The sequence below is a fragment of the Ammoniphilus sp. CFH 90114 genome (assembly GCF_004123195.1).
Lineage (GTDB): Bacteria > Bacillota > Bacilli > Aneurinibacillales > RAOX-1 > YIM-78166.
This window is the reverse complement of the sequence record NZ_SDLI01000004.1, coordinates 159,029-183,009: the sequence shown is the minus strand read 5'-3', so window position 1 is coordinate 183,009 and position 23,981 is coordinate 159,029. Positions and strand designations below refer to the sequence as shown.

30 protein-coding genes are annotated in these 23,981 nt (G+C 40.7%); all 30 read left to right on the top strand.

Annotation, left to right across the window (positions count from 1 at the left end; all coding sequences use genetic code 11):
* Window positions 1-22: 22 nt before the first annotated feature.
* Window positions 23-1,234 carry a threonine synthase gene (locus EIZ39_RS11030; RefSeq protein WP_129200021.1) on the top strand — a complete coding sequence of 404 codons (1,212 nt, stop codon included), beginning with the start codon at window positions 23-25 and terminating at the stop codon, window positions 1,232-1,234.
* Between the two features lie 252 nt (window positions 1,235-1,486).
* Complete coding sequence (locus tag EIZ39_RS11025; protein WP_240675771.1) at window positions 1,487-2,140, top strand: DUF421 domain-containing protein; 654 nt, start codon at window positions 1,487-1,489, stop codon at window positions 2,138-2,140.
* Between the two features lie 135 nt (window positions 2,141-2,275).
* Entirely contained in the window at window positions 2,276-5,263 is a 2,988-nt protein-coding gene (locus EIZ39_RS11020) for a PAS domain S-box protein (protein WP_129200019.1), read from the top strand.
* A 152-nt stretch (window positions 5,264-5,415) separates the two neighbouring features.
* Window positions 5,416-5,658 carry a hypothetical protein gene (locus EIZ39_RS11015; protein ID WP_129200018.1) on the top strand — a complete coding sequence of 81 codons (243 nt, stop codon included), beginning with the start codon at window positions 5,416-5,418 and terminating at the stop codon, window positions 5,656-5,658.
* A gap of 965 nt (window positions 5,659-6,623) precedes the next feature.
* Window positions 6,624-7,031: a class I SAM-dependent methyltransferase gene (locus tag EIZ39_RS11010; protein WP_240675770.1), complete on the top strand. Its 408-nt coding sequence runs from the start codon at window positions 6,624-6,626 to the stop codon at window positions 7,029-7,031.
* 83 nt (window positions 7,032-7,114) lie between these two features.
* Window positions 7,115-7,804 carry a response regulator gene (locus tag EIZ39_RS11005; protein ID WP_129200017.1) on the top strand — a complete coding sequence of 230 codons (690 nt, stop codon included), beginning with the start codon at window positions 7,115-7,117 and terminating at the stop codon, window positions 7,802-7,804.
* Window positions 7,791-8,894: a sensor histidine kinase gene (locus tag EIZ39_RS11000; RefSeq protein ID WP_240675769.1), complete on the top strand. Its 1,104-nt coding sequence runs from the start codon at window positions 7,791-7,793 to the stop codon at window positions 8,892-8,894. The genes EIZ39_RS11005 and EIZ39_RS11000 overlap by 14 nt, the downstream gene beginning before the upstream one ends.
* A gap of 71 nt (window positions 8,895-8,965) precedes the next feature.
* Window positions 8,966-9,646: a hypothetical protein gene (locus EIZ39_RS10995; protein WP_129200015.1), complete on the top strand. Its 681-nt coding sequence runs from the start codon at window positions 8,966-8,968 to the stop codon at window positions 9,644-9,646.
* A gap of 1 nt (window position 9,647) precedes the next feature.
* Window positions 9,648-10,364 carry a cytochrome c biogenesis CcdA family protein gene (locus tag EIZ39_RS10990; RefSeq protein ID WP_129200014.1) on the top strand — a complete coding sequence of 239 codons (717 nt, stop codon included), beginning with the start codon at window positions 9,648-9,650 and terminating at the stop codon, window positions 10,362-10,364.
* Between the two features lie 15 nt (window positions 10,365-10,379).
* On the top strand, window positions 10,380-10,937 hold the full coding sequence (locus EIZ39_RS10985; RefSeq protein ID WP_129200013.1) for a peroxiredoxin family protein: 558 nt from the start codon (window positions 10,380-10,382) through the stop codon (window positions 10,935-10,937).
* 19 nt (window positions 10,938-10,956) lie between these two features.
* A complete protein-coding gene (locus EIZ39_RS10980; RefSeq protein WP_129200012.1) occupies window positions 10,957-11,604 on the top strand; it encodes a thioredoxin family protein in 648 nt (215 codons plus the stop codon).
* A 130-nt stretch (window positions 11,605-11,734) separates the two neighbouring features.
* Window positions 11,735-12,280, top strand: a complete 546-nt coding sequence (locus EIZ39_RS10975) for a sulfurtransferase TusA family protein (RefSeq protein WP_129200265.1) — start codon at window positions 11,735-11,737, stop codon at window positions 12,278-12,280.
* A 26-nt stretch (window positions 12,281-12,306) separates the two neighbouring features.
* A complete protein-coding gene (locus EIZ39_RS10970; RefSeq protein ID WP_129200011.1) occupies window positions 12,307-12,702 on the top strand; it encodes a DsrE/DsrF/DrsH-like family protein in 396 nt (131 codons plus the stop codon).
* Between the two features lie 14 nt (window positions 12,703-12,716).
* Entirely contained in the window at window positions 12,717-12,944 is a 228-nt protein-coding gene (locus EIZ39_RS10965; protein ID WP_129200010.1) for a sulfurtransferase TusA family protein, read from the top strand.
* Between the two features lie 29 nt (window positions 12,945-12,973).
* On the top strand, window positions 12,974-14,122 hold the full coding sequence (locus tag EIZ39_RS10960; RefSeq protein ID WP_129200009.1) for an MBL fold metallo-hydrolase: 1,149 nt from the start codon (window positions 12,974-12,976) through the stop codon (window positions 14,120-14,122).
* 302 nt (window positions 14,123-14,424) lie between these two features.
* The gene (locus EIZ39_RS10955; protein ID WP_129200008.1) at window positions 14,425-15,213 is read left to right on the top strand and encodes a sulfite exporter TauE/SafE family protein; all 789 of its coding nucleotides are present in this window, start codon (window positions 14,425-14,427) and stop codon (window positions 15,211-15,213) included.
* 199 nt (window positions 15,214-15,412) lie between these two features.
* Window positions 15,413-15,568 (top strand): hypothetical protein, encoded by a 156-nt coding sequence (locus EIZ39_RS26580; RefSeq protein ID WP_164985025.1) that lies wholly within the window; start codon window positions 15,413-15,415, stop codon window positions 15,566-15,568.
* A 133-nt stretch (window positions 15,569-15,701) separates the two neighbouring features.
* Entirely contained in the window at window positions 15,702-16,271 is a 570-nt protein-coding gene (locus EIZ39_RS10950; protein WP_129200264.1) for a sulfurtransferase TusA family protein, read from the top strand.
* 31 nt (window positions 16,272-16,302) lie between these two features.
* On the top strand, window positions 16,303-17,442 hold the full coding sequence (locus EIZ39_RS10945) for an MBL fold metallo-hydrolase (RefSeq protein ID WP_129200007.1): 1,140 nt from the start codon (window positions 16,303-16,305) through the stop codon (window positions 17,440-17,442).
* Between the two features lie 29 nt (window positions 17,443-17,471).
* Window positions 17,472-17,699, top strand: coding sequence for a sulfurtransferase TusA family protein (locus EIZ39_RS10940; RefSeq protein ID WP_129200006.1), 228 nt, complete (start codon window positions 17,472-17,474; stop codon window positions 17,697-17,699).
* 70 nt (window positions 17,700-17,769) lie between these two features.
* On the top strand, window positions 17,770-18,558 hold the full coding sequence (locus tag EIZ39_RS10935) for a sulfite exporter TauE/SafE family protein (protein WP_129200005.1): 789 nt from the start codon (window positions 17,770-17,772) through the stop codon (window positions 18,556-18,558).
* A gap of 107 nt (window positions 18,559-18,665) precedes the next feature.
* The gene (locus tag EIZ39_RS10930; RefSeq protein ID WP_129200004.1) at window positions 18,666-19,148 is read left to right on the top strand and encodes a DsrE/DsrF/DrsH-like family protein; all 483 of its coding nucleotides are present in this window, start codon (window positions 18,666-18,668) and stop codon (window positions 19,146-19,148) included.
* Between the two features lie 81 nt (window positions 19,149-19,229).
* Window positions 19,230-19,490 carry a metal-sensitive transcriptional regulator gene (locus EIZ39_RS10925; protein ID WP_129200003.1) on the top strand — a complete coding sequence of 87 codons (261 nt, stop codon included), beginning with the start codon at window positions 19,230-19,232 and terminating at the stop codon, window positions 19,488-19,490.
* Between the two features lie 26 nt (window positions 19,491-19,516).
* Complete coding sequence (locus EIZ39_RS10920) at window positions 19,517-19,894, top strand: rhodanese-like domain-containing protein (protein WP_129200002.1); 378 nt, start codon at window positions 19,517-19,519, stop codon at window positions 19,892-19,894.
* A gap of 151 nt (window positions 19,895-20,045) precedes the next feature.
* A complete protein-coding gene (locus EIZ39_RS26575; protein WP_164985024.1) occupies window positions 20,046-20,210 on the top strand; it encodes a hypothetical protein in 165 nt (54 codons plus the stop codon).
* Window positions 20,211-20,306: 96 nt separating this feature from the next.
* Window positions 20,307-20,696, top strand: coding sequence for a DUF302 domain-containing protein (locus tag EIZ39_RS10915; RefSeq protein WP_129200001.1), 390 nt, complete (start codon window positions 20,307-20,309; stop codon window positions 20,694-20,696).
* 11 nt (window positions 20,697-20,707) lie between these two features.
* A complete protein-coding gene (locus tag EIZ39_RS10910) occupies window positions 20,708-21,277 on the top strand; it encodes a class I SAM-dependent methyltransferase (protein WP_129200000.1) in 570 nt (189 codons plus the stop codon).
* A 468-nt stretch (window positions 21,278-21,745) separates the two neighbouring features.
* Complete coding sequence (locus EIZ39_RS10905) at window positions 21,746-22,054, top strand: HPr family phosphocarrier protein (RefSeq protein WP_129199999.1); 309 nt, start codon at window positions 21,746-21,748, stop codon at window positions 22,052-22,054.
* A 59-nt stretch (window positions 22,055-22,113) separates the two neighbouring features.
* Window positions 22,114-22,287 carry a hypothetical protein gene (locus tag EIZ39_RS26570; RefSeq protein ID WP_164985023.1) on the top strand — a complete coding sequence of 58 codons (174 nt, stop codon included), beginning with the start codon at window positions 22,114-22,116 and terminating at the stop codon, window positions 22,285-22,287.
* A gap of 251 nt (window positions 22,288-22,538) precedes the next feature.
* Entirely contained in the window at window positions 22,539-23,849 is a 1,311-nt protein-coding gene (locus EIZ39_RS10900; protein ID WP_129199998.1) for a hemolysin family protein, read from the top strand.
* Window positions 23,850-23,981 lie beyond the last annotated feature (132 nt).

The window sequence follows — 23,981 nt, the reverse complement described above, 5'->3', positions numbered from 1 at the left end:
TGGGTGATAGGAGGTTCTCGTCGTGTCTTTCGGATTAACCTGTAAAATTTGTGGGAAGCAAAAGCCATTTAAGATAAAAGAAACGAAGTGCAGCTGTGGTGGAACATTGTTAGTAGATTATGATCTTGATGCTGTTAGTCGAACCTTGACTAAAGAAAGCTTGAAAGAGCGAGCAACCAATATGTGGAGATATGTAGAACTTTTGCCTGTTGCAAAGGAGGAGAATATTGTTTCCTTGGGTGAAGGCTGGACCCCTTTGATTCGATTGCATCATGCTGAACGAACCTTCCCCCTACAAAAGCTCTGGGTAAAAAGGGAAGAACAGAACCCTACCCGCAGCTTTAAATCACGTGGGTTTTCTGCTGCTCTTTCCATTGCAAAAGAGCATGGCATAAAAAAGGTGGCGGTGAACTCCAATGGCAACGCAGCTTCAGCCTTATTAGCCTATGCTGCTCATGCAGGAATGGAAGCCTATGTCTTCCTACCCCAAGATTGTCCAGGGCTGATTGCTGAGGAATGTTGTCATTACGGGGCTCAAACGTTCTTGGTGGATGGGTTGATCCACGATGCAGGTCAAATTATTGTGGAAGGTGAGCAAAAGCAAGGTTGGTACCACGTTGGGACGCTGAAAGAACCTGGAAGGGCTGAAGGAAAAAAAACGATGGGATTGGAGCTGGCTGAGCAGTTAGGGTGGAAGCTTCCCGATGTGATTATTTATCCGACAGGCGGTGGTTCTGGTGTCATCGGAATGTGGAATGCATTTCAGCAATTGAAGAAATTGGGATTTATCCAGGGAGATTTGCCTCGGATGGTGAGTGTACAGGAAATGGGTTGTCAACCTATTGTTAAGACTATGGAGAGCAAGGGGAAATTCCAGCCCCAGTTTCATGAGGTTACCTCCAATCCAACCGGAATGCGGGTTCCCCATCCACCGGACGGGGAATGGATTGTTTCTATTCTCCGTCAATCTGGCGGCACCGCTGTAGCCGTCTCTCCCGAAGAGATCCAAAATGCTCAACGCTCGTTTGGCACACAAGGCATTTCATCCTCGCCAGAAGGAGCGGCAACGTGGGCTGGATTGACACGTTTGCTTGATCAGGGATGGATTCGGCCGACGGATGAGGTGGTACTGTTTAATACATCTCATGCCATGAAATACCTAGAATGGGATCAAGCTCATTTGCCGATTGTGAAGAATTATCAAGATTGGCTTAGACTAAATCAACCCGAATAATTTTCAATATACAGGTGGTGATAGGTACCTATTAAATGGGGCTGTTGCCACCTTTTTGTTTCCCTAACGGAACCAATATCGTCTATGGGGATACTTGGGCATTCTTTTACTTTTGTAAAAGGGACTCCACTAAAGGGCAGAATAGCTTAATAAAAATGGCCATTTTATGGGAAAATAAAATTACTACAAACAATGGATGGGGTTTGAGTTTCCAATCTCATCATGTTTACAATCTTTCATTCGGAGGCACTTATGCTGTTCATAAAAATCCTATCGCTCTATCTCATTACCATAGCTATCATGCGATTAATGGGGAAGTCCACGATCGTCCAAATGACACCTTATGACTTGGTAGCCATCATAATCATCGGAACAGTAGCCTCCGAGCCTTTAATTAGTACGGAGATCAAACCAACACTTCAGGTATTAGGAATTCTTGTAGTTCTGCATATTATTTTCGCAAAGCTGACATTGAATCAAATCTTTAATCGATTCTTCCTGGGCAAGCCAACGATCCTGATCAAACGGGGGAAAATCTTAGAAGACCAATTGGAGAAGGCGAGAATCTCCGTAGCCCAACTTCTATCCATCTTGAGAAGCCGGGGCTATCCTAAAATATCGGATATCGACTATGCCGTTCTTGAACCGATTGGGGAAATCAGCGTTATCCCAAAATCGGAAAATACGCCTGTCACGGTACAGCACTTGAATCTTGACATCGATGATGATGGAATGCCCATCTCTGTTGTTATTGATGGAAAGATCCAGCATAATAATCTGAAAGAACAAAAAAAGAGCAAACAATGGCTATTGGAAAAATTGAACGAGGAAAATGTTGAATTAAAGCAGATTCTTTATGCCTTTGTCAGTGAGAAAACGGAGAAATTAACCATTAGTGTTCGCTGAGAGAAATGAACCATGAGTAGTTCAACATATCTTCACATTTATTAATATGAAAATATTAGAAAGTAAACTAAAATAGGTATATCACTTTTGAAACATAATAGAGGGATTTCAAATGGATTTACCGGAGGCAAGTTTATGTATATTGATTTATTAAATAACCTAGCCATTACAGCAGCTCTCTTATATATTGCAGGGAAGTTTTTTCAGGATAGACCCTTAGATTTGAATGTACCAGTCATGACAAGGATTTATGCAGGACTCGGGGCAGGAATACTCGGAACCTTATTAATGGTTAGTACAATTCACGTCACGGATATTGTCATCGTAGATCTAAGACATTTAGCTTTGGTTGTGGCTGGAATTTTTGGTGGGCCTGTATCATCGATTGTTTCGGGGATGATTATTGGAGTCATGCGCGTATTGCTATATGGGGCAAATGCTGCTTCCCTTACTGCTGGAACGGTAGCGATTGTCATGGGGATTCTATTTGGTTTTTATTCTAGTAGAAATATATCCAAAATAGTTAAGTACGTTTTGATGAATGTCTCCTATGTTTCGATCAGCTCAGCTGTAATCTATTTCTTTTCAAAAAATGATACAGGTTCTATCGAATTTATTCTATATAATTATTGGTTCATATCGTTGATTGCAGGTATTTTTACCTATTTTTTTGCCGAATACATTAAAACGTCCAATGAAAATCACCGTTCAATTATGCATTATAAAATGATAGCTGATAATTCCATGGATCTCATATCTACTCATCATGCAGACGGTACTTTTAAATACATATCGCCTTCTTGTAGAAGTATTCTAGGATATGAAGTGGCAGAACTGATAGGAAAAAATCCTTATGATTACTACCTTCCGGATGATTTGGAAAAGATTAAGATATCTCATGAGACGATAATGAGTACACCAGATAATTACAGCGTCCAATATCGGTTTCTCCAAAAAGACGGATCTTATATTTGGTTGGAGACAACCTCAAGAAGCATGAAGGATTCTCAAGAACTCCTCTGTATAACTAGAGATATTACGCAAAGAAAATTGACAGAAGAAGCTTTAAAGGATAGTGAAAAACGGTATAAGCAATTAGTCGAGCAATCTCCGGAAGGGATCATTGTCCACACTCAAGGGAAAATTGTCTATCATAATACAAAAGCAAGGGAACTTTTATTAGGAGCCCAAAAGGATAAATTGATAGGAAAACCAATCCTGCAATTTATACATCCAGATTTTCGTCAGATTGCACAAAAACGCGTGAACTCCATACAGGAGTTAGGAGTAAATGCAGATTGGATTGAGGAAAAACTTGTAAGATTCGATGGAGAAGTCTTTGATGCAGAAGTTACAGGAGCTCCAGTCACTTACTTAAATCAGCGTGCTGCTCAAACCATTTTTCGGGATATTACAAACCGTAAGCAAATAGAGAACCAAATAAGAGAAAGTGAAGAGAGATACAGACGTTTAATTGTTTTATCTCCAGACCCGATCCTTATTCATGATGGACATACCATTCTATTTGTAAGTGATAAGGCGACGGATTTAATTGGTGGAGCAGACTATAATGAAATCGTGGGCAAATCTATCTATGAATTTATCCATCCTGATTATCATGAGGGGATGTCCAATCGAATTAAGCACTTGTTTGAAACTAGACAACCATTAGCTACAACAGAATTGAAAATGAGGAATCTAATGGGACAGATTTTTGATATTGAGATTTCATCTGATTTCACATTCTATAAGGGAAAAAATGCAAGCCAAGTCATTATTAGAAATATTACAGAAAGAAAAAGGACAGAAAAAGCCTTAAAGGAAAGTGAGGAACGTTATCGATTCATTACCAATAATTCTTCGGATATGATCACACTCATGTCAGCAGATGGGACTAATATTTTTCAATCTGCTGCATGTAAAAGATTAATAGGATATGAGCCAGAGGAATTAATAGGGAAATCCGTCTTTGATAAAGTTCACCCTGAAGATCTTCCAACCTTAACAGAACTGCATTTTGAAGTCATGAATGAATTGGATGTGGTTACTTTTAGCTATCGTGTCCGACGGAAGGATGGTCAGTATGCATGGCTTGAATCCACAGCGAGAGCCCTACGGAATGAAGATGGTACCCTCCACGAAATTCATGCCGTGTCCCGGGATATTACCGAACGCAAGAAAATGGAGGAGGTTCTAAAAGAAAGCGAAGAGCGTTTCCGACTGCTCGCAGAGTATTCAAGCGATATGATCACGCTACATGACGCTGAAGGGAAATACCTCTATGCTTCACCTGCTAGTAAGATCATCCTTCAATATGAAAACGAAGAACTAGTTGGCCAAGATGCCTATCATTTTATTCATCCTGAGGACCAAGAAATTATTAAAAGACATCATCAAACTTTACTGGAGACTGGGTTCATTATTTCTACTTACCGGATGCGTAGAAAAGATGGTGAATATATATGGTTTGAATCATCCATAAGGGTCTTGCATGAAACCCATTTGGAAGGTTCTAAACTCATTGTGGTATCACGTAATATTACGGAGCGAAAATTGACGGAACAAAAGCTTCAAGAAGCAAATAAGCTCCTTCAGCATCTTTCAACGGTGGATGGCTTAACTGGAGTAAGGAATAGGCGTAGCTTTGATGAAATGTTGGAAATGGAATGGAATCGTGCGATTCGCAATTCAACGTCCCTATCCTTAATCATGATTGATATTGATCATTTTAAAGCCTACAATGATACGTACGGACATCAAGCGGGAGATGGATGCTTGAAAGAAGTGGCTCAATCGGTTGCAGATAGCCTTGATAGATCAGGAGATACAGTGTTTCGGTATGGAGGGGAAGAATTTGGTGTGATTCTTCCTGAAACAGATGTAGCTGGAGCCATTCACGTGGCTGAAAAAATAAGAGTAGCCATTGATGCCCTAAATATACCTCATTCCGGCTCTAAAGTTAGCGATCATGTCACGATTAGTTTAGGTACAGCGACTATGGTTCCTACTATGTATACTTCTGCAAATGATCTTGTTGAAGCTGCGGATAGGGCTCTCTATCAAGCGAAGCAAGAGGGTAGAAATCGTGTAAGAACTTATGAAAGAAGCATAATTTCAAACTAAACAAAGCAATGATTTGTGGAGGGGCTGTTTTTTAAAAAACAGTCCCTTTTTCTATGAGGCACATCGATTGATTGCTACTTGGAAATATGGGACTGAAGTAATTGCTGAACGCAAAGATGAAGGTTGGATTGGGCTTTCTGGAGATATAAACAGTGATGGAAATTATGACTATCTTTATGAAAATGTTACAACCACGTATCAAATCTATAAAAGCAAGGGCAGTTACAGTGAAAGTTCCTAAAGCTTTCCTTTTAAATATCCCTTCAGCTCAAGGATATTTAAGGGGTCCAGTTGAAAAGAATGAGAAGCTAAATGTAATCGGCCAAAGTGGTAGTTTCTGGTTTATAAAAGGTTCAACCGGACACGGTTTTATTTCCAAAACCGTTGCATGGTAGAAAGAAGAGGGTTAGAATTCATGGGAGTATATTAATCTTTATCTTTTTAGCTATGACGGAGATCGGTAGAACCGGATAGGATTATATCTTTCCCTGCTTTGTTACTGCGGTATAGGGCAACGAGAAACCAAATCGGGTTTTATTCTGACAGGGGAAGCCCCAAACACCAGTCTGTCAGAATACCAGCCTCATTCTGACAGGGGAAGCCCAAAACAGCAAGATCCCTGTTCCTTTTTACTATTCAAGTATTGGGAGCTAAGCTGGCTCCATAAACTTCTAATCTATGGGATACAAATGGGAATTGTTGTGATACAATTGCTCAAAAATGTATCTTATATTTTAATATTGAGGGCTAGTCGATGGATTCTTTTTTAGAAATTCTTGTTGCTATTTTTATCTTTGCCTTGTTGTTGAGATACCTTGAAGGAAAGAAGCAACCCGTTAGCCATATTTTAGTTTTTGTTTTAACAACTACTGTACTGATTTGGATAATTCAATTCGGTATAGAATATTTTTTCTAATTTCAAAATCCATTACTATTAAACCAAATGATCTCAAAGAAGCAATTGAATTTTTTACTTCATTAAAGGGGGATTGAGAGCGTCTTAAGAGATGTTCTTGATTCCTTTTTCTTTACTGGGGAGAAACGGGATTCTTCCCATGGGTATTGCTCTTCTTTACATATTCTTCAAGAACTGCCTTTATCATTGAAAATGGAAAGAGTGTTAAGCATTGTACCTTCCCTTGTCTATTTAACTGAAAGAATCATCTTTATTTTATGGGGAATCAGTGATACTTACACCTATTGGACACGTTAAAAAGGAGATACATCAATGGAGAGGAACAGAGACCGATGGATAATAATCTAAATGAAACCATTAAAAGACGATATGATCGCATATCTGCGATATTTAATTGGATGGATAGGATGATTAACCAAGAATGGAGAAAGGAACTGCTGACTCATGTATGGAACGGGTGCGAATCTAGCGTATTATCCTCGGGAAGTGTCCCTAACGGGAATCGATTTCAGTCCCGGGATGTTACGATTCACAAGGAGCAAAGCAGAAAGTTTAAAGCTACTAGTAAAACTAATGGAGATGGATGCGCAGAAGCTTTCCTTTCCCGACAATACATTTGATTATGTGGTGGCTACCTGTGTTTATTGTTCTGTACCCGATCCGATTGCTGGGTTGGTGGAAATGAGGAGGGTATGTAAGCCAAAAGGTAAAGTATTATTATTGGAACATATGCGCAGTGAAAATGAAGTTGTTGGACTACTGATGGATGCTATGAACCATCGACCAACAGGAATTGTTAATGGGAACGATCATGCGACGCCTAGTTCTAGGTCCAAACAAGTAAAACTATAGAAGATGAAAGTAAGTCTTTAACGAATCTTAACAAAAAATATATACGATAGAATATAGGCTTGTCATTCTTGAGGGGGCTAGACATGAATACAAAAGGAAAGTCCATACTGATTGTTGAAGATGACTATAAGATCCGTAAGTTAATCAAACTTTACTTAGAGAAAGAAGGATATGAAGTATTTGAAGCGGTTGATGGAGAGGAAGCCCTTCAGACTTTTAATGAATTAGATCCCTGTTTTATTATACTTGATTTAATGTTGCCCAAGGTTAGTGGAGAAGAGGTCTGTCAGAACTTACGGTCTGAGTACAAGGCGGAGGTTCCCATTATTATGCTAACGGCTAAAGTGGATGAAGAGGAGAAGATTAAAGGTCTGAAAATGGGAGCAGATGATTATGTGACCAAACCATTCAGCCCAGCTGAGTTAGTCGCACGCGTTGAGTCTGTATTGCGAAGGACAGGACATCGATGCAGTAAAATTACGTATCGCGGGATTACAGTTAAACCCTTGCGGGGTGAGGTTCACTACCGAGGGAAACCAATAGCATTGACACAGCATGAATACAAACTTCTCTACTTTTTCATGCGGCATCCTAATCAGATCCTGACTCGCGAGCAACTCCTTGATGAGTTGTATCCGAATCAAGAGAAGATCGTGATAGAAAGAACAATAGACGTCCATGTAGGGAAGCTGCGTGAGAAGGTGAAATATGATGGAGAGCAAGAGTTGATCGAAACGGTGAGAGGGATGGGATATCGGTTTGCAGCCTACTAACTTTTCTATCCTAAAGTGGTTTAAGGGTCTTAGTGTTTTCTGGAAATTAATTATTGTAAATGGACTGGTCATTGGGATTGCCGTCTGGCTTGCAGGTGTTTCCGTGAAGGACTATGCCTGCTTGCTTGTGAATCAGTACCCTTCAATAGGAAGAGAAGAAAGTGAATTATTTAATCAAACGATGCAATCTTTCCTGCTCAAAGCGAGTTTTTTGGCTATGTTGATTGCAGGTTTAATCCATTATCTATTTGTTAAGAGAGTGTTTTCTCCACTAAAAAGACTAAGTCTTGCCGCGAAGGACATGGCAATGGGGAGATACCCAGGGCCTATCCCCGTTCACACTACAGATGAAATAGGCATGCTGACTGCTGATTTTAATAACTTGAGTAGAAAGTTGCAGCAAACGGAAGAATGGAGAAAGAAGATGGTTAGTGACATTGCCCATGAATTACGAACACCACTTACGAACATGAACGGATACCTAGAAGCTTTAAAAAGTGGAGTAATAGAAGGGAACCCAGAAATCTATGAATCCTTGCATGAGGAATCTCTGCGAATTACAAGATTAGTTGAACAAATGCATCAGTTAAATATATGGGAATCAAGGAAATGGTCTGAGAAAACGGTGAGAAAAGTAGAGATGGAGCAGGTCATTGAAACAGCACTAGAGAGTTTCGCTCTAGAATTTAAGAACAAAGAAATAGCAATGCACACATGTATCCAAGCTGGCGAAGTGATGGGACATGAGGATGGTTTAAAACAGGTGATGGTGAATTTGTTGAAAAATGTACTTCAATACGATCGAGGTGGATGGGTTCGTGTGGAGGGTGAAATCGTTGACGGATCTTACAAGGTGAGTGTAATGAACGAAGGACAACCTATTCCGAGTGAACATGTCGAACATGTTTTTGACCGTTTTTACCGGATAGACCCTTCAAGAAATCGTGAGACAGGAGGTTCTGGATTAGGGCTTGCCTTGGTGAAAGAAATTGTGGAACAGCATAGTGGAGAGGTAGGAGTCCATTCAAAGAACCATTATCATTCCTTTTGGTTTAAGGTGCCAATGATAGGAGAGAGATCAATTAATTAAATATTTACTGGGGTTCTTTAAAGAATCTTAACAAACTTGGTCTATAGTAAGGAATATAAAGGAGGGACACGATGGAAGATGCAATCAAGTGGGGACCATTACTTGTGAAGTGGAAGTGGATTGTGCTGTTAGCTTCAGTGGGGGTCGGATATCTTTTAGTTAAGCTAAGGTTAAAGGGAATGGAGCAGGATCAGAGATCTAGTATACTGGATACAATTACCCATTCCGTTTGGGTTAGTATTGGTATTTGGAAATTCAGTTATATTCTTTTTAATCCGATGTCCGTGTTATCTTATCCGATGACTTTGGTTTATTTCTCAGGGGGTTACAAAGGATGGATCCTAGCTGTTGTTTCGGTATTTATCTATCTTCTATATAAAGCAAAGAAGCAGGATATGACCATTCATCTCTATATCATTTTGCTAGGACTTGGATATGGAGGAGCTAGCGCTCTCTATCATGGAATTTCTTGGGTCACAAGCTACAATGATCGGTGGTTCCACCTTGGTGAAATCTTATTATCGGTCGTATTTGTATGGTGGTTTTATAGAAGGGAATCGGTCAGTCAAGCCTTTCATGGGATGGTTTGGCTTGGACTTAGCCAAATTTTTATTCATTATTTTAAAGACGTTCATGTTGGAATGTGGTGGGGGTTATCCAGAGATCAGCTTATCTTTCTAGCTATTTCCCTGATCGGTTTTATTGGGGCTGCAAGCCCACGTTTTATACGAAATGAGAGAGGAGCCTTATAGATTGGATAATATATCTATATTTTTTGCTTTTACTGCGGGGATGTTATCCTTCTTTTCCCCCTGTATCTTTCCATTGATTCCTGCTTATATTGCCAATTTAACCGGTTCTACGGTTCAGTCAGAGAAAATCGTTGTTCCTAAACGGGTCCTTATGTCTCGTTCCATTTATTTTATCTTAGGGTTTAGCCTAGTGTTTATGCTAATGGGGGCTTCAGCAAGCGTGTTAGGTCAACTATTTGCTGAATATCGTGGGATTCTTGAGAAGGTAAGTGGTTTTTTGATTATTGTGTTTGGCATGCAGATGGCGGGTTTCTTAAGTTTAAGATTCTTGATGTTCGAGAAGCGATTTGAGGTTGATGTTAGTCGGAAGAAAAACAATGGAACTTCTTTTTTAATGGGATTAGCCTTTGGTACAGGTTGGACGCCCTGTGTGGGGTTAGCTCTGTCTTCTATTCTTTTGCTTGCCGGTTCTGTTGATACGATGTACAGTGGTCTGCTTCTTTTACTGGTTTACTCTTTAGGTCTAGGGATCCCCTTTCTCTTGATTTCCTGGATGATTACGTATTCACTTGGTGCTGTAAGAAAGGTCAATAAAATGCTTCCGCGACTATCTTTGATTAACGGCTGGATCTTGATTTCTATGGGCTTATTGCTCTTTACGGGCCAACTGCAAAAATTGAGCGCTTGGCTGGCCACCTTTACACCCTTTATTTATTAAAAGGAGGATTTGACGATGGGTAAAAATATTTTGGCAGTGATGGTATTAGTCGGTCTAGTGATTTGGGGTGTGTATGACTCGGGGAAGGACTCTAGTGTTGGAGGCAAAGAAGAAATTTCTCAAGAAGAAGTGAACGCGCCGGTGGGTTTGGAGCAAGGGAACCTAGCTCCTGATTTTGAGCTGAAAACTTTAGATGGAAAGAATATGAAACTTTCTGATTTGCGAGGCAATCGGGTGATTGTCAATATGTGGGCGACCTGGTGTCCGCCTTGTCGAGCAGAAATGCCGGATATGCAAGAGTTCTATGAAACACATAAAGATAAAGGGATTGTGATCCTAGGAGTCAATCTGACTGCAACGGAAAGACAACCGGAAAATATTGCTAAGTTTATTGAACAGTTTGGTCTCACGTTTCCTATCGTATTGGATGAGCAGAGTCATGTGGCGGATCTTTATCAGGCGGTTTCTATCCCTACAAGCTACATCATTGATTCCAAAGGTATCATTCATCAAAAAATTGTAGGTCCTATGAACAAGGAAATGATGGAAGACATGCTGTTGAGTCTAAATTGATATAAAGGAGGATAAGAACATGACAAAGGTAATGCAAGTAAAACTCTTCACCGCATCCGCTTGCCCCATGGGAAGAACCATGGGGACGGTGATTCAAGAAGTGAAGGATTGCCGTCCAGAGTTGTCCATCGACATCTATTATATAGATATTCAAGTAGAAGAGGCCAATGTCTATCGAATTAAACAGAATCCAACTACCTTGTTGCTCTCCGAGGATGGGAAGGAACTTGTCCGAGTAGAGGGTTTTAAGGAAACGTCGGAGATGCTTCAGCTAATCGAACAATCGGATAGTAGGGGGATCCACCCAAGTGAACCCATAGAGGCGAATCGAGAGTCTCAAGAGAAGTACGTGATCTACCTTTATGATGAGCAGGGCACACTTGTACCGGTTGAAGTGGTTCACAGGAACCTAACCTCCATAAAAACGCCTCGGATTACCTTGCTCCAACTTTTATTAAAGAGTATTGTACATCATTTACATAATCCCTTTCCTGTATCCTCTTCCTTAGAGCTCGTCCAATTTAACGGGGATAAAGGAACGATTACATTAAGGGGAGCTTCTGATACGACCGAAGACGAGCGTATGAAAATGAAGAGAGCCGCAGAAAAATCTCTAGAGACTTTTGGGATAAAAGAAGTGGAACTTGAACTTTACATCAATGGTTAACATTGGTGCCTCGAGTGATCTATAGTTTTTTCCTTATTGGAAAGTCTAGATATAGGGTATAAGCACTCTATTTGATCCCTAAGAGGTGAAAAAAGTGGGAACTGAAACTGTTATTAAAGCTGATAAAACTATGGATTGTAAAGGGCTGGCTTGCCCTATGCCGATTGTAAAGACGAAGAAGGCTATGGAAGAAATACAAGCAGGTCAGGTCATGGAAGTAGAAGCAACCGATAAAGGATCTACAGCGGATATTTCAAGCTGGGCCAAGAATACCGGCCATCAATACCTTGGAACCGTAGAAGAAGGCAATACGCTGAAACATTACTTACGGAAATCAGATCCAAGTGAGACGAAAGAGGAAACGAAATTTCCGCATACGGTAACAAATGAAGAGCTTCAAAAAAGACTTGAAGAAAACGACAATATCACGGTTCTTGATGTTCGGGAGCCAGCCGAATACACTTTCGGTCGTATACCTGGAGCCAAGTCGATACCCCTAGGGGAATTAGAAGAACGATTGCATGAAATAAGCCCCGAACAAGAGATTCATGTGGTCTGCAGGACGGGGAATCGGAGCGATATGGCCTGTCAGTTGTTAGCGGAGAAAGGCTATACGAAAGTAAGGAATGTTCTTCCGGGTATGTCTGGCTGGACCGGATCGGTTGAGAAGAATTAATTTATTATGGCTTGGAGGGAAAGCTTGTGTCCACAAAAGTAGCGATTATTGCCAGTAATGGTGGTTTGTTTGACGCATATAAGGTATTTAACATTGCTACAGCGGCTGCAGCAACGGATGCGGAAGTAGCGATTTTTTTTACTTTTGAAGGTTTAAACTTAATTCATAAACAAGAGTTTCAGCAGTTACCTATGCCAGCGGGTAAAGAGCACTTTGAAGCAGGGTTTAAGGCAGCGAACGTTCCAGCTATCCCTGAGTTGGTCGGTATGGCTGTAGAAATGGGGGTCAAGATTATTGCCTGCCAAATGACGATGGACGTCATGAATTTAGAAAAAGAGCATTTTGTGGATGGGATTGATGTGGGAGGAGCTGTCACTTTCTTGGACTTTGCCAAAGATGCGAACGTTACTTTAACGTTTTAGGAGGGGTAATAAAAATGGAAAGTGTAAAAGTAGTGGATGCGAGAGGACTCGCTTGTCCAATGCCTATCGTAAAAACGAAAAAAGCGATCGATGAAATGCAGGCTGGTGAAGTGCTAGAAATTCATGCTACAGACAAAGGGGCTAAGAATGATCTAACAGCCTGGGCAAAATCCACGGGACACGAACTTGTTCAAGATACAGAAGAAGATGGAACGTATAAATTCTGGATTAAGAAGCACTAGAACACCAATGTAGAGAAGGGAGGCTTACTATGACTACAGCAGTTAGAACGGAGCTTCACCCCATGACGCCGGGAGAATTAACTAAAATCGTCCTTAATAAAGAAGAACTATTTATACTAGATGTGAGGGAACAAAGTCAATTTGATGATTGGAAGATTGAAGGGGAAAGTATTGAGATGATCAATATCCCTTATTTTGATTTATTAGATGGAGTGGATCCTGCCCTAGACAAGATTCCAAATGGGAAGAAAGTGCTTGTCGTGTGTGCGAAAGAAGGTTCTTCCGTTTATATCGGTGAACAGATCGCCGAAAAAGGGAGAAGCAATGTTCATTACCTCACGGGCGGGATGAAGGGATGGAGTGAACATCTCGAACCTGTTAAAGTAGGGAACCTTCAATCTGGGGGAGAGCTTTACCAATTTGTTCGCATCGGCAAAGGTTGTCTCTCTTACATGATCATCTCTAATGGTGAAGCTGCCGTTGTTGATACGCTTCGGATGGCGGATGAGTTTGAGCAGTTTGCTAATCAGCACCAGGTGAAGATCAAGCATACGATTGATACCCATTTACATGCTGACCATATCTCGGGAGGAAGGCCACTTGCTGAAAAGACCGGTGCTACTTATTGGCTGCCTTCTAAGGATGCCGGTGAAGTAACGTTTGCTTATGAACCACTAGTAGACAGCAAACCGATTGAAGTAGGGAATGTCTCCATTATGCCAGTCTACTCTCCTGGGCATACGATTGGAAGTACCTCGTTAATTGTGGATGATCAGTATTTGTTATCTGGAGATATCTTATTCATTGAATCCATTGGTCGTCCTGATTTAGCCGGTCTAGCAGAAGATTGGGTTGGGGATCTACGTGAAACCTTGTATCAGCGTTATAAAGGTCTAGCGGAAGATTTGACCGTCCTTCCTGCTCATTTCGGCAAAATAACGGAATTGGGTAATGGAGGGCTGGTTGCTGGTAAATTAGGTGACTTATATCGGAATAATCCGGGATTAAACATCCATAATGAGACAGAGTTCAGGAAAGTCGTTACAGAGAACTTACCCCCTCAGCCCAATGCATATCAGGAGATTAGACAAACCAACATGGGGAAGATTCAACCGAGTGAGGATGAACGGCAGGAAATGGAGATTGGGCCTAATCGTTGCGCTGTTCATGATAAATAGAGGCTAATTAAATCAGCGAACCCTATTGCAAGAGTTCGCTGATTTCTTTCTTACGTATTTATTTATCATAAATAATCGATACACCTAGAGAACAATAGGTTTCTTCCTTGTAATGACCGTGTGGACACTGTTTTGTGCAGCACAGTCCATTATCTTCACATGTGAGTGGTTGTTTGCATTCGGGGCAGATATTTTGGAAAAGATCTTTTAACTGAGTCAGCATCGTTTTCTCCTTTATCCGATATACGGACTTTAGTATTTCAGTTTTCCTTATCTATTATGTTGGGAAATGGAGGTTTTGAATGGATATTCTGCTTTATGTTGTCATGCTCGTATTAGGCTTAATTGGTTCGTTTTTTTCTGGACTCCTTGGCATCGGTGGAGCTATTATCAACTATCCCCTATTACTCTATGTACCAGATCTCCTTGGTGTCGCACAATTCAGTGCCCAAGAAGTTTCCTCGATTAGTATGTTTCAGGTGTTATTCGCTTCGCTAGCGGGTGTGTTGGCCTTTCGCAAACATGGTGGGGAGAATGTCATCCACAAGCGTCTTGTGTTGTATATGGGAGTCAGTATACTGATTGGGAGTTTGCTTGGTGGCATTGTTTCTCGATATTTACCTAGTGCTATGATAAACCTGGTCTATGGTGTATTAGCCATTTTAGCCGTTGTCCTTATGCTTATTCCAAGTAAGGGTCAGCAGGAACAAACTGTTTCAACAGATATTCCCTTTAATAAAGTCATCGCAATATCCTCTGCCTTTTCTGTCGGAGTTGTATCTGGAATTGTGGGAGCAGGGGGTGCTTTTATTTTGATACCCATTATGTTGACCGTATTAAAGATTCCTACCCGTGTAACCATTGCCTCTTCTCTTGCCATTGTGTTTATCTCAGCTGTTGGTGGGAGTATAGGGAAGCTCATGGCTGGATTTACCCCGTTCTTACCCACAGTATTTACGGTTATTGGAAGTATACTTGGAGCTCCCATTGGGTCCATGGTGGGGAGGGGAGTCAACGTGAAAGTCTTAAGATATGGGTTGGTTGTATTAATTTCTATAACTGCTTTTAAGATTTGGAGCGAAATACTCTAGCAGTTGACATGAGTTGAAAAGAGTATATAATAATACCCACGGGGGTACACGTTATGTGTTGTTTAAGGGGGTGATACACCTGTATAAGGTTCAAGTCTCAAACAATGTGAAGAACTCATTACTTGCAGATTTAGTTCGCGAAGGGAAACGATTCATCCGATTATCCTATGTAGACTCATGAGCAGGTGGAGAGATTCGTTTGACCCTGGATGGGTCAAGAGATAGGGAACAGGATGAAGTCGAAATGATTGATGATCTTCCTTTTGTCTACAGAAAATGGGAAGAGCCGTACATGCGTAATCTCTCGATTATGCAGTGGGGAACAGGAGCCAAGTCTTATTATGAAGTAAGATAAAAGTTAAGGGGTTGACATTAGTTCAAGAGTAAAGTATCATACCTGTAGGGGTATAAAAAAGAGCAGAATATTTTTTTAGTCAAATTAATACCTATAGGGGTATAAGTAAATTTAAAAGAAAGAGGGAGTTATGATGAATATTTTAGTAGACAAAATGATTGATGCCAAAGGATTAGCTTGTCCCATGCCGATTGTTAAAACCAAAAAAGGGATCGAAGAGGTTCATGCTGGGCAAGTCGTTGAAATTCAAGCAACAGACAAGGGCTCTCTAGCTGATATTCAGGGTTGGGCAAGAAATACGGGGCACCAATACCTTGGATCTATTGAAGAGAATGGGGTGTTCAAGCACTACTTGCGTAAAGCAGATCCTCAAGAAGTCAAGGAAGTAGCGAAGTTTCCTCATGTCATCACGAACGAGGACTTACAACAAAAAGTAGAGAGTGGTGACAATGTTGTTGTCCTTGATGTTCGTGAACCAGCGGAATATGCCTTCGGTCACATTCCAGGGGCGATCTCCATTCCTATGGGTCAGTTAGAAGGACGAGGTCAAGAATTAAGCAAAGAAAATGAAATCTACGTGGTTTGTCGTACTGGGAATCGTAGTGATATGGCTTGTCAATGGTTAAGTGAACAAGGATTTAAAGTCGTGAATGTCTTACCAGGTATGACGGGTTGGACAGGGCCGATCGAAAAAAATGAGTAAACAATATACCTAAAAAATGGAGGGGAAGAACATGAATCAAGTACATCCAATGACCGCAGCCCAAGTGGCTCATATGGTGATCAATAAAGAAGAACTATTTATCTTGGACGTTCGTAACAATGAAGATTTTAACGATTGGAAAATTGAAGGGGAAAAAGTGAGCATCATGAACATTCCTTACTTTGACCTATTGGATGGTGTCGATGAAGCGATGAAGCACCTTCCGAAAGATGGAAAAGTTTTGGTTGTCTGTGCAAAAGAAGGCTCATCCAAGTTTGTCGCTGAACAAATTGCAGAAGCAGGACACTCAGAAGTGTACTTCCTGGAAGGTGGAATGAAGTCTTGGAGTGATTACCTGCAACCTGTTAAAGTGTTTGAAAATGACGAAGTACAAGTATATCAATTTATTCGTGTAGGAAAAGGCTGTCTATCTTATATGGCGATCTCAGGAAAAGAAGCCTTAGTCGTCGATCCGTCTCGCTTGACGGAAGCCTACTTGACGATGGCCCAATCCCAAGGGGTAGAGATTACGCATATTGTGGATTCCCATTTGCATGCGGATCACATCTCTGGGGGAAAAAGACTAGCAGATGAAACGGGTGCGAAATATTACCTCATGAAGAGTGAAGGAGCGGTATTCGAGCATCTTCCCTTTGAACAACATGAAACGATTAACTTTGCTAATATTCATCTACAAGTATTGGCTGTTAAAACGCCTGGACATACCCCGGGGAGTGTTTCCTTCTTGATTAATGACCAACTTCTCTTCTCCGGAGATACCATCTTTGTCGGTGGGTTAGGTCGTCCGGATCTTGGAGGAAAAGCAAGAGAATGGGCAAAAGATCTGTATCAAACGGTATATGAAAAAGTAGCGGGTATGGCAGATGCGACCATTGTCCTTCCTTCTCACTATGCAGATCTGAATGTGGAGATGAATGAGGAAGGATTCATTGGTGCTACTTTAGGGGAAATCCGCTCAACCAATGAAATGATGGTCAATAAAACAGAAGACGAGTTCATCGAAGCAGTAGCGCAATCCGCGAAAACGGAAACACCTCCGAACTTTGAGGAAATTATCGCGATCAATCGTGGAATCGACCAAGCAACAACCGAACGTGAACAAGAATTAGAGATCGGACCCAATCGCTGTGCGGTTCACCATACAGCTTAATTTAAACCATAAACGAGGAGGAATAAAAAATGAACAGTAATATGATTTTAGATGCTAAAGGATTAGCTTGCCCTATGCCGATTGTAAAGACAAAAAAAGCAATGAACGAATTGGAATCTGGACAAATTCTAGAAATTCATGCGACAGATAAAGGCGCAAAAAATGATCTTTCCGCATGGGCGAAATCTTCCGGTCATCAACTGCTTGAAGACCGTGAAGAGGATGGCATCTTTAAATTCTGGATTCAAAAAGGATAAGGGTGAAATAGGGGTAACCCATTAAAGTTACCCCTTCCCCTATATCAATGGAGGCAAGGAGGAGAGAATTATGGATCTAGATCTCACCTATATTATCGTCTTATTTGCTATTGGATTTATTGGTTCCATCATCTCAGGGATGGTAGGCATTGGGGGTTCTATCATTAAGTACCCTATGCTCCTTTACATTCCGCCCATGCTGGGTTTTGTGGCTTTTACTGCTCAAGAAGTTTCCGCTATTAGTGCGGTCCAAGTTTTCTTTGCTACATTAGCTGGAATGGCGGTTTTCCGTAAGGGAGGCTATATTAATAAAGCATTAGTTCTTACCATGGGTATTGCTATTGTATTCGGAAGTTTTATTGGAGGATATGGATCACAGTTTCTTGCTAACTCTACTATTAATCTCGTTTATGCCGTATTAGCCCTTATTGCCGCTATTATGATGTTCTTACCGAAAAAAGGCAACGACGAGATGGATTTTACTCAATTAAAATTTAACAAGCCCTTGGCCGCTACCCTAGCCGGTATCATTGGGATCGTTTCAGGTATTGTTGGAGCAGCAGGTGCTTTTATTACGGTTCCTGTTATGCTTGTCATTCTAAAAATACCTACAAGAGTGGCGATCGCTTCATCCTTAGCCATTACGTTTATCTCTTCTATTGGATCCACCATCGGAAAGTTTATGGGGGGCCACATGTTGCTCATTCCATCTATTGTGATGATTATTGCGAGTACCCTGGCAGCTCCGCTGGGGGCCAAAATAAGTAAAAAACTCAATACGAAGGTGTTGCAATGGATTTTAGCAGCGTTAATCGTTGCAACTGTCATTAAGATTTGGTCTGAAATTTTATTAGGATGATAAAGAAGGAAGAATTTACGATTGACCTAAACGCTCATTTGTTATACCATTAGGGGTATAAGTATTAAAATTATAAATGTTTATATAAAAGAGAGGGGAATATAAAAATGGAAAACAAAAAACAAAAAACAACGATCGTTCTCTTTAGTGGAGAGTTGGATAAAGCAATTGCAGCCTTTATTATTGCGAATGGAGCAGCTGCTTATGATCACGAAGTCACCATTTTCACAACCTTCTGGGGGTTGAATGTACTGAGAAAGGATCAGCAAGTTCCTGTTCAAAAGGGATTATTAGAAAAAGCATTCGGATGGATGATGCCTCGTGGTCCGGAGAAGCTTTCTTTATCAAAAATGAACATGTTAGGGATGGGTCCTAAGATGATTAAGCATGTCATGAAAAAACACAATGCCTTGTCTCTTCCTCAGCTCATTGAGATGGCTCAGGATCAAGGAATTAAGTTAGTGGGATGCACGATGACGATGGATTTGTTGGGCATTCAACAAGAAGAGTTAATTGACGGAGTTGAATTGGCAGGGGTTGCCGCTTACCTAGGTGATGCGTCTGAAGGAAATGTGAATTTATTTATTTAAGATAGATCTCCAGCTATACTTTGATAGGAGATGTATGTTTGCAAGAACAATACCTATGGGAGTATGAGAAGGAGGGTTGACATGTATTATACAGATGAAATGAAAAGACGCTTGAAACGGCTGGAAGGACAAGTTCGAGGGGTTCTGCGCATGATGGAGGAAGAGAAGGATTGCAAGGAAGTGGTGAATCAATTATCCGCTGTTCGGAATGCAGCGGATAAGGCCATCGCACTCGTGGTGGCAACCAACTTAGAACAGTGCATTAAAGAAGAACAAGCTGCTGGTAGAGAAACCGGATCTTTCGTCCAACAAGCGGTTGATCTATTAGTCAAGAGTCGCTAAAGTCGAATAGAAAGGAGGCTGAAGGAATGGAAAGTACAACGGTAATCAATATAATCCTTTATGTATTGCTGGGGTGGTTCCTCTTTACCCGTTTTGCACCGGTAAGAGGCTTGATAAATCTAACTGAGCAAGAGTTTGCCTCACACCTATCTAAGGGGGTCTTACTTGATGTTCGGGAGCCGCATGAGTTCCAAGGGGGATATATACAAGGAGCAAAAAATATTCCTCTATCCCAGTTGAAAGCGAGAATAGGGGAAATTCCTAAAGAACGTCCTGTCTTACTGTATTGCCGAAGCGGGATGAGAAGTAAACAAGCAGCTAAAGTTCTAGCCAAGAGTGGTTATTCAGACCTCGCCCATCTAAAAGGGGGAATGATGGCCTGGAAGGGGAAGACTAGAAAATGATGGAGAAATCGTGAAATAGGGAGGAAGAACAGGGATGATTCAGGTAACAGAAGCGGCTAAGAAAAAGATCGACGAAGCCAAGCAAAAATACAGCGAGCAGAAAAATTACTATGTTCGTTTAAATATGGGAGTAGGCTGAGGGGGACCACGATTGGAACTGACTCTGGAGGAGTCAGCAGGAGAACAAGACGAAGTATTTGAAGTGGAAGGAATCCATTTCCTCATTGCCACGAATAAAAAACCTTACTTCCATCAAACCAAGCTAGACTATGTCAAAGGGATCTTTGGCGGGGATTTTAAGCTTCTTAGAGTTTAAGCCACAGGGGAAGTCTGGCCCCTGTTGGTCATACATAGAAAAGTCGCATCTATCAAACGCTAAGCTAGACTATAACCTTTTGAAGGAGAGATTGAAATGGACTTTCATTATACTGTCACCACCCAAAAGACGTTAGATGAAGCGATATCCTCATTAGAAGAAAACTTAAAAGCACACAAGTTCGGTATTCTATGGCAGCTAGATCTTCCGGCTAAGCTTCAGGAAAAAGGGGTTGAAACATATAAGAATCCTTATCGAGTTCTAGAAGTATGTAACCCGTTTGAAGCAGCTAGAGTTCTGAATCAGAATGAATTAGTGGGTTATTTCCTGCCTTGCAAAATTGTGGTTTATGAGAGCAATGGAACTACAAAAATAGGGCTTCCCAAACCGACAGCTATGATTGGCCTACTTGATGATGAATTATTGAAGGATATTGCGAAGGACATAGAACAGGTTTTGGTCGAGGTATTAGATAAAAGTAAGTAAGGGTGATGGATATGTCAGAACGTCGATTTGACCCAGCAAAACTAGCGAAACTCGATAATCCCGAAAGGAGAAAAGCGCTTCCGCCTGAGAAGCTGCTAGAATCTTTGGAGATCGGGGAGTATGAGGATATTTTGGACTTGGGTGCAGGTACAGGGTATTTTACTATACCCGCTGCGCAACTAACGAAAGGGAAAGTGTATGCTCTTGATGTCGAACCTATGATGATAGATGTCCTAAAAGAGAGAGTCCAGGAACAGGGTCTTGAGAACGTCGAGTATGTTCAAGGAGTAATCGAAGACATCCCGCTTCAGGACTCTGTTGCCGATCATATCATTGCCTCCTTTGTATTGCATGAAGTGGAGCCCCTCTCGAAAGGTCTTCAGGAGATATACAGAACTCTTAAAGAAAATGGTACGTGTTTCTGCTTAGAATGGGAAAAGGTAGAATCGGAACAAGGCCCGCCACTGCATCACCGCATACATTCTACAGATATGGAAGAAGCCATGAAAAAGGAAGGCTTCCAGATTGTCTCAAAGTCATTTCCTACTGCAGCGCATTATGTATTGATTGCAAGGAAATAAGGGTTCGTTCCTGAAATTGGTTCTCAATTATGAACTTCGTGTGAACATCTACTGCTGCCTGTTGTATTTCTCGGATGATTTTCATATAATCAGACGTAACATCTAAATTATAATGATTATCCCCAAAGGGGAGTAGCTATCAGGTTATCCTGAAACAAAGTCGTCACTTCGTGGATTTATATCCTCCGGCTTTGTTGGTACTTATATGTACTAAGCAAGACCTTTGCCATACGGTAGAGGTCTTTTTATTTTGCCAAAAATCTATTAAAGGAATGGGATGTTCATGACTGTCTTTATTTGTCAATGCGGATGTGAACTGAAAGTAAATGACAAAGGGGATCAACGATTTGTGCTTTGTTTAGATTGCGGTCATTATGGAGTGGATCCACACAAAAGCGATGAAAAGGATAAGATGGAGTCAAGTCAAAAAATCTTAGTTTTGTCATCATCCTGAGAGGACGATTTGCCATGAACGAAGAGCGTCTCATAGAAAAAGAGCTTTCTAACCGGTTATTTCAAGAGTTGGATCGAGAAAAATTGATCTTATTTGTACAAGAAGCCAATCAATTTCAAAGTTATATTCTCCTTAAGAATGAGAACTTACAACTGAATGGTAAAAGCGTGCTAAGTATGATTCACATTCATTCCTTTTTGGAGGGTGAACGTATCTGGTTAACGGCTAAAGGTGATGATGCAGAACAGGCTGTAGCACGTTTGGTTCAGGTCTTATACAAATGTAGGGGGAAGAAATCTGTCGATGAAGGTTATCAAAACTAAAGACATCGTAAACCGTTTTCGAATAAATTTAAAGAACTTAAAGAGAAGGAAGTGATCGTATGATGAGAAGAAATTGCCGAGATTGTGATATTACCCTAACGAATTATGAGAAAGAAGAATTAAAGGATCAATGCTTAGATTGTTACCGTGAGGTAAATGACATAAAGAAGTTAAATAGAACAAATGTAGTTAGGATGAAGAATAAAAAGTTCCTATCGGTTTCTGCTCGATAGAAAGTCTATTATGGATGGGTTGCTCCGGCAATCCATTTTTTTTTGCGAGAAAAGATGCTAAATTGAAACTTCATGTCGATCTACAACGTAAGATTAGAATCGGAGATGAATAAACCACAAGTGGATTCATCCTTTTTGATGGTGATGATGAATTTTAGATGTGCCAAGTTATACAGGAGACTAGATTGAAGCAGACTAACTCAAGTATAACGATAGTGCACAACTGATTAAATACATTGGAGGAACCAAAATTGTCTGTTGAAATTATCATTCTAGTCTTTCTTATTATTTTAAATGCTTTTTTTGCTGCATCAGAAATTGCTCTCATCTCCTTAAATGATAATAAAGTGAAGATGCTAGCTGAGGCGGGAGATAAGAAGGCAAAACTCTTGCAAAGTTTATTAGAGGAGCCAAGCAGGTTCTTGGCCACCATCCAAGTGGGTATTACGTTGGCAGGTTTCTTGGCAAGTGCATTTGCAGCCGGTAGTTTTGCAGGGAGTTTAGCGAATTTCCTGTATAATATGGGAGTTCCCCTTTCTACACAATGGCTTGAAACGATTTCTGTTGTCATCATCACCTTGATCCTATCTTATTTTACTTTGGTGCTAGGTGAACTGGTTCCCAAAAGAATAGCGATGCAAAAAGCAGAGCCGATTGCCATGTTTGTGGTTCAGCCTTTGACGATCTTGTCCAAAATCACTTCCCCTTTTGTTAAGTTGCTTACGTATTCTACGAATGGGATGGTTAGGCTATTTGGAATTGATCCTCATGCTAATGATGAGCAAGTCACAGAAGAGGAAATACGAATGATGGTAGATGTGGGGGAAGAGCGAGGAGTTATTCAGATTGCTGAGAAGATGATGATTAACAATATTTTTGAATTTGACAATACCATGGTGTCAGATATTATGACTCATCGTACGAACTTGTTTGCCTTATCATTAGAAATGACGTTCGATGAAATCATGCGATTGGCTAATCGGGAGAAGTATACACGTTTTCCAGTGTATGAAGATCATGTAGACAACATTGTAGGGATTCTTCATACTAAGGATTTGCTTCAATTTATAGAGGAAAGAAAGGGTGAAGAGGAGTTCAGTTTTAAAAGTATTATTCGTCACCCTTATTTTGTTCCCAGTTCAAGAAAAGCGAGTGATTTACTGAAGGATTTTCAAAAGAACAAAGTGCATATGGCAGTGGTTATTGACGAATACGGGGGTACGGCTGGGATTGTAACAGTCGAGGATTTGATTGAGGAGATTGTGGGAAATATCTTTGACGAACATGACGAGGACGAGTCTGAGGTTATTCGAGTAGATGAAAATACTTTTATTTTGAACGGGACGTTGAGTTTGCACGATGTGGAAAGGATCCTCGATATCGATTTCAAGACAGACGAGTTCGATACGCTTAGCGGTTATTTGATTGGTCAAATAGGAAGCCTGCCAAATGTACAGAAGGACATGTCCATTCATTTTGAAGGTCATATCTTTACGGTTGAGGATGCCGATGATAAGCGAATAACCAAAGTGAAGGTCACAAGAACTGAAATATCAGAATGATGGTATAGATAGCCCGCATATGCGGGCTTTTTGTGTGCCAAAAAAAAGTGTTCAATCTGTTTTTAATGACAATAATCTTTTGAGGAATAAAAAAATTCGTGTAAAATAAGATAAAAACAATATGAACGTCTA

Excerpts from the sequence above, each read along its gene's own strand:
- EIZ39_RS10910 (WP_129200000.1), top strand. The coding sequence starts at position 20,708 with ATGTCAGAACGTCGATTTGACCCAGCAAAACTAGCGAAACTCGATAAT.
- EIZ39_RS10905 (WP_129199999.1), top strand. The coding sequence starts at position 21,746 with ATGAACGAAGAGCGTCTCATAGAAAAAGAGCTTTCTAACCGGTTATTT.
- EIZ39_RS10955 (WP_129200008.1), top strand. The coding sequence starts at position 14,425 with ATGGATATTCTGCTTTATGTTGTCATGCTCGTATTAGGCTTAATTGGT.
- EIZ39_RS10950 (WP_129200264.1), top strand. The coding sequence starts at position 15,702 with ATGAATATTTTAGTAGACAAAATGATTGATGCCAAAGGATTAGCTTGT.
- EIZ39_RS10995 (WP_129200015.1), top strand. The coding sequence starts at position 8,966 with ATGGAAGATGCAATCAAGTGGGGACCATTACTTGTGAAGTGGAAGTGG.
- EIZ39_RS10960 (WP_129200009.1), top strand. The coding sequence starts at position 12,974 with ATGACTACAGCAGTTAGAACGGAGCTTCACCCCATGACGCCGGGAGAA.
- EIZ39_RS10980 (WP_129200012.1), top strand. The coding sequence starts at position 10,957 with ATGACAAAGGTAATGCAAGTAAAACTCTTCACCGCATCCGCTTGCCCC.
- EIZ39_RS10965 (WP_129200010.1), top strand. The coding sequence starts at position 12,717 with ATGGAAAGTGTAAAAGTAGTGGATGCGAGAGGACTCGCTTGTCCAATG.
- EIZ39_RS10975 (WP_129200265.1), top strand. The coding sequence starts at position 11,735 with ATGGATTGTAAAGGGCTGGCTTGCCCTATGCCGATTGTAAAGACGAAG.
- EIZ39_RS11020 (WP_129200019.1), top strand. The coding sequence starts at position 2,276 with ATGTATATTGATTTATTAAATAACCTAGCCATTACAGCAGCTCTCTTA.
- EIZ39_RS10940 (WP_129200006.1), top strand. The coding sequence starts at position 17,472 with ATGAACAGTAATATGATTTTAGATGCTAAAGGATTAGCTTGCCCTATG.
- EIZ39_RS11010 (WP_240675770.1), top strand. The coding sequence starts at position 6,624 with ATGTATGGAACGGGTGCGAATCTAGCGTATTATCCTCGGGAAGTGTCC.
- EIZ39_RS26570 (WP_164985023.1), top strand. The coding sequence starts at position 22,114 with ATGATGAGAAGAAATTGCCGAGATTGTGATATTACCCTAACGAATTAT.
- EIZ39_RS10930 (WP_129200004.1), top strand. The coding sequence starts at position 18,666 with ATGGAAAACAAAAAACAAAAAACAACGATCGTTCTCTTTAGTGGAGAG.
- EIZ39_RS11005 (WP_129200017.1), top strand. The coding sequence starts at position 7,115 with ATGAATACAAAAGGAAAGTCCATACTGATTGTTGAAGATGACTATAAG.
- EIZ39_RS10945 (WP_129200007.1), top strand. The coding sequence starts at position 16,303 with ATGAATCAAGTACATCCAATGACCGCAGCCCAAGTGGCTCATATGGTG.
- EIZ39_RS10920 (WP_129200002.1), top strand. The coding sequence starts at position 19,517 with ATGGAAAGTACAACGGTAATCAATATAATCCTTTATGTATTGCTGGGG.
- EIZ39_RS10935 (WP_129200005.1), top strand. The coding sequence starts at position 17,770 with ATGGATCTAGATCTCACCTATATTATCGTCTTATTTGCTATTGGATTT.
- EIZ39_RS10925 (WP_129200003.1), top strand. The coding sequence starts at position 19,230 with ATGTATTATACAGATGAAATGAAAAGACGCTTGAAACGGCTGGAAGGA.
- EIZ39_RS10915 (WP_129200001.1), top strand. The coding sequence starts at position 20,307 with ATGGACTTTCATTATACTGTCACCACCCAAAAGACGTTAGATGAAGCG.
- EIZ39_RS10985 (WP_129200013.1), top strand. The coding sequence starts at position 10,380 with ATGGGTAAAAATATTTTGGCAGTGATGGTATTAGTCGGTCTAGTGATT.
- EIZ39_RS11025 (WP_240675771.1), top strand. The coding sequence starts at position 1,487 with ATGCTGTTCATAAAAATCCTATCGCTCTATCTCATTACCATAGCTATC.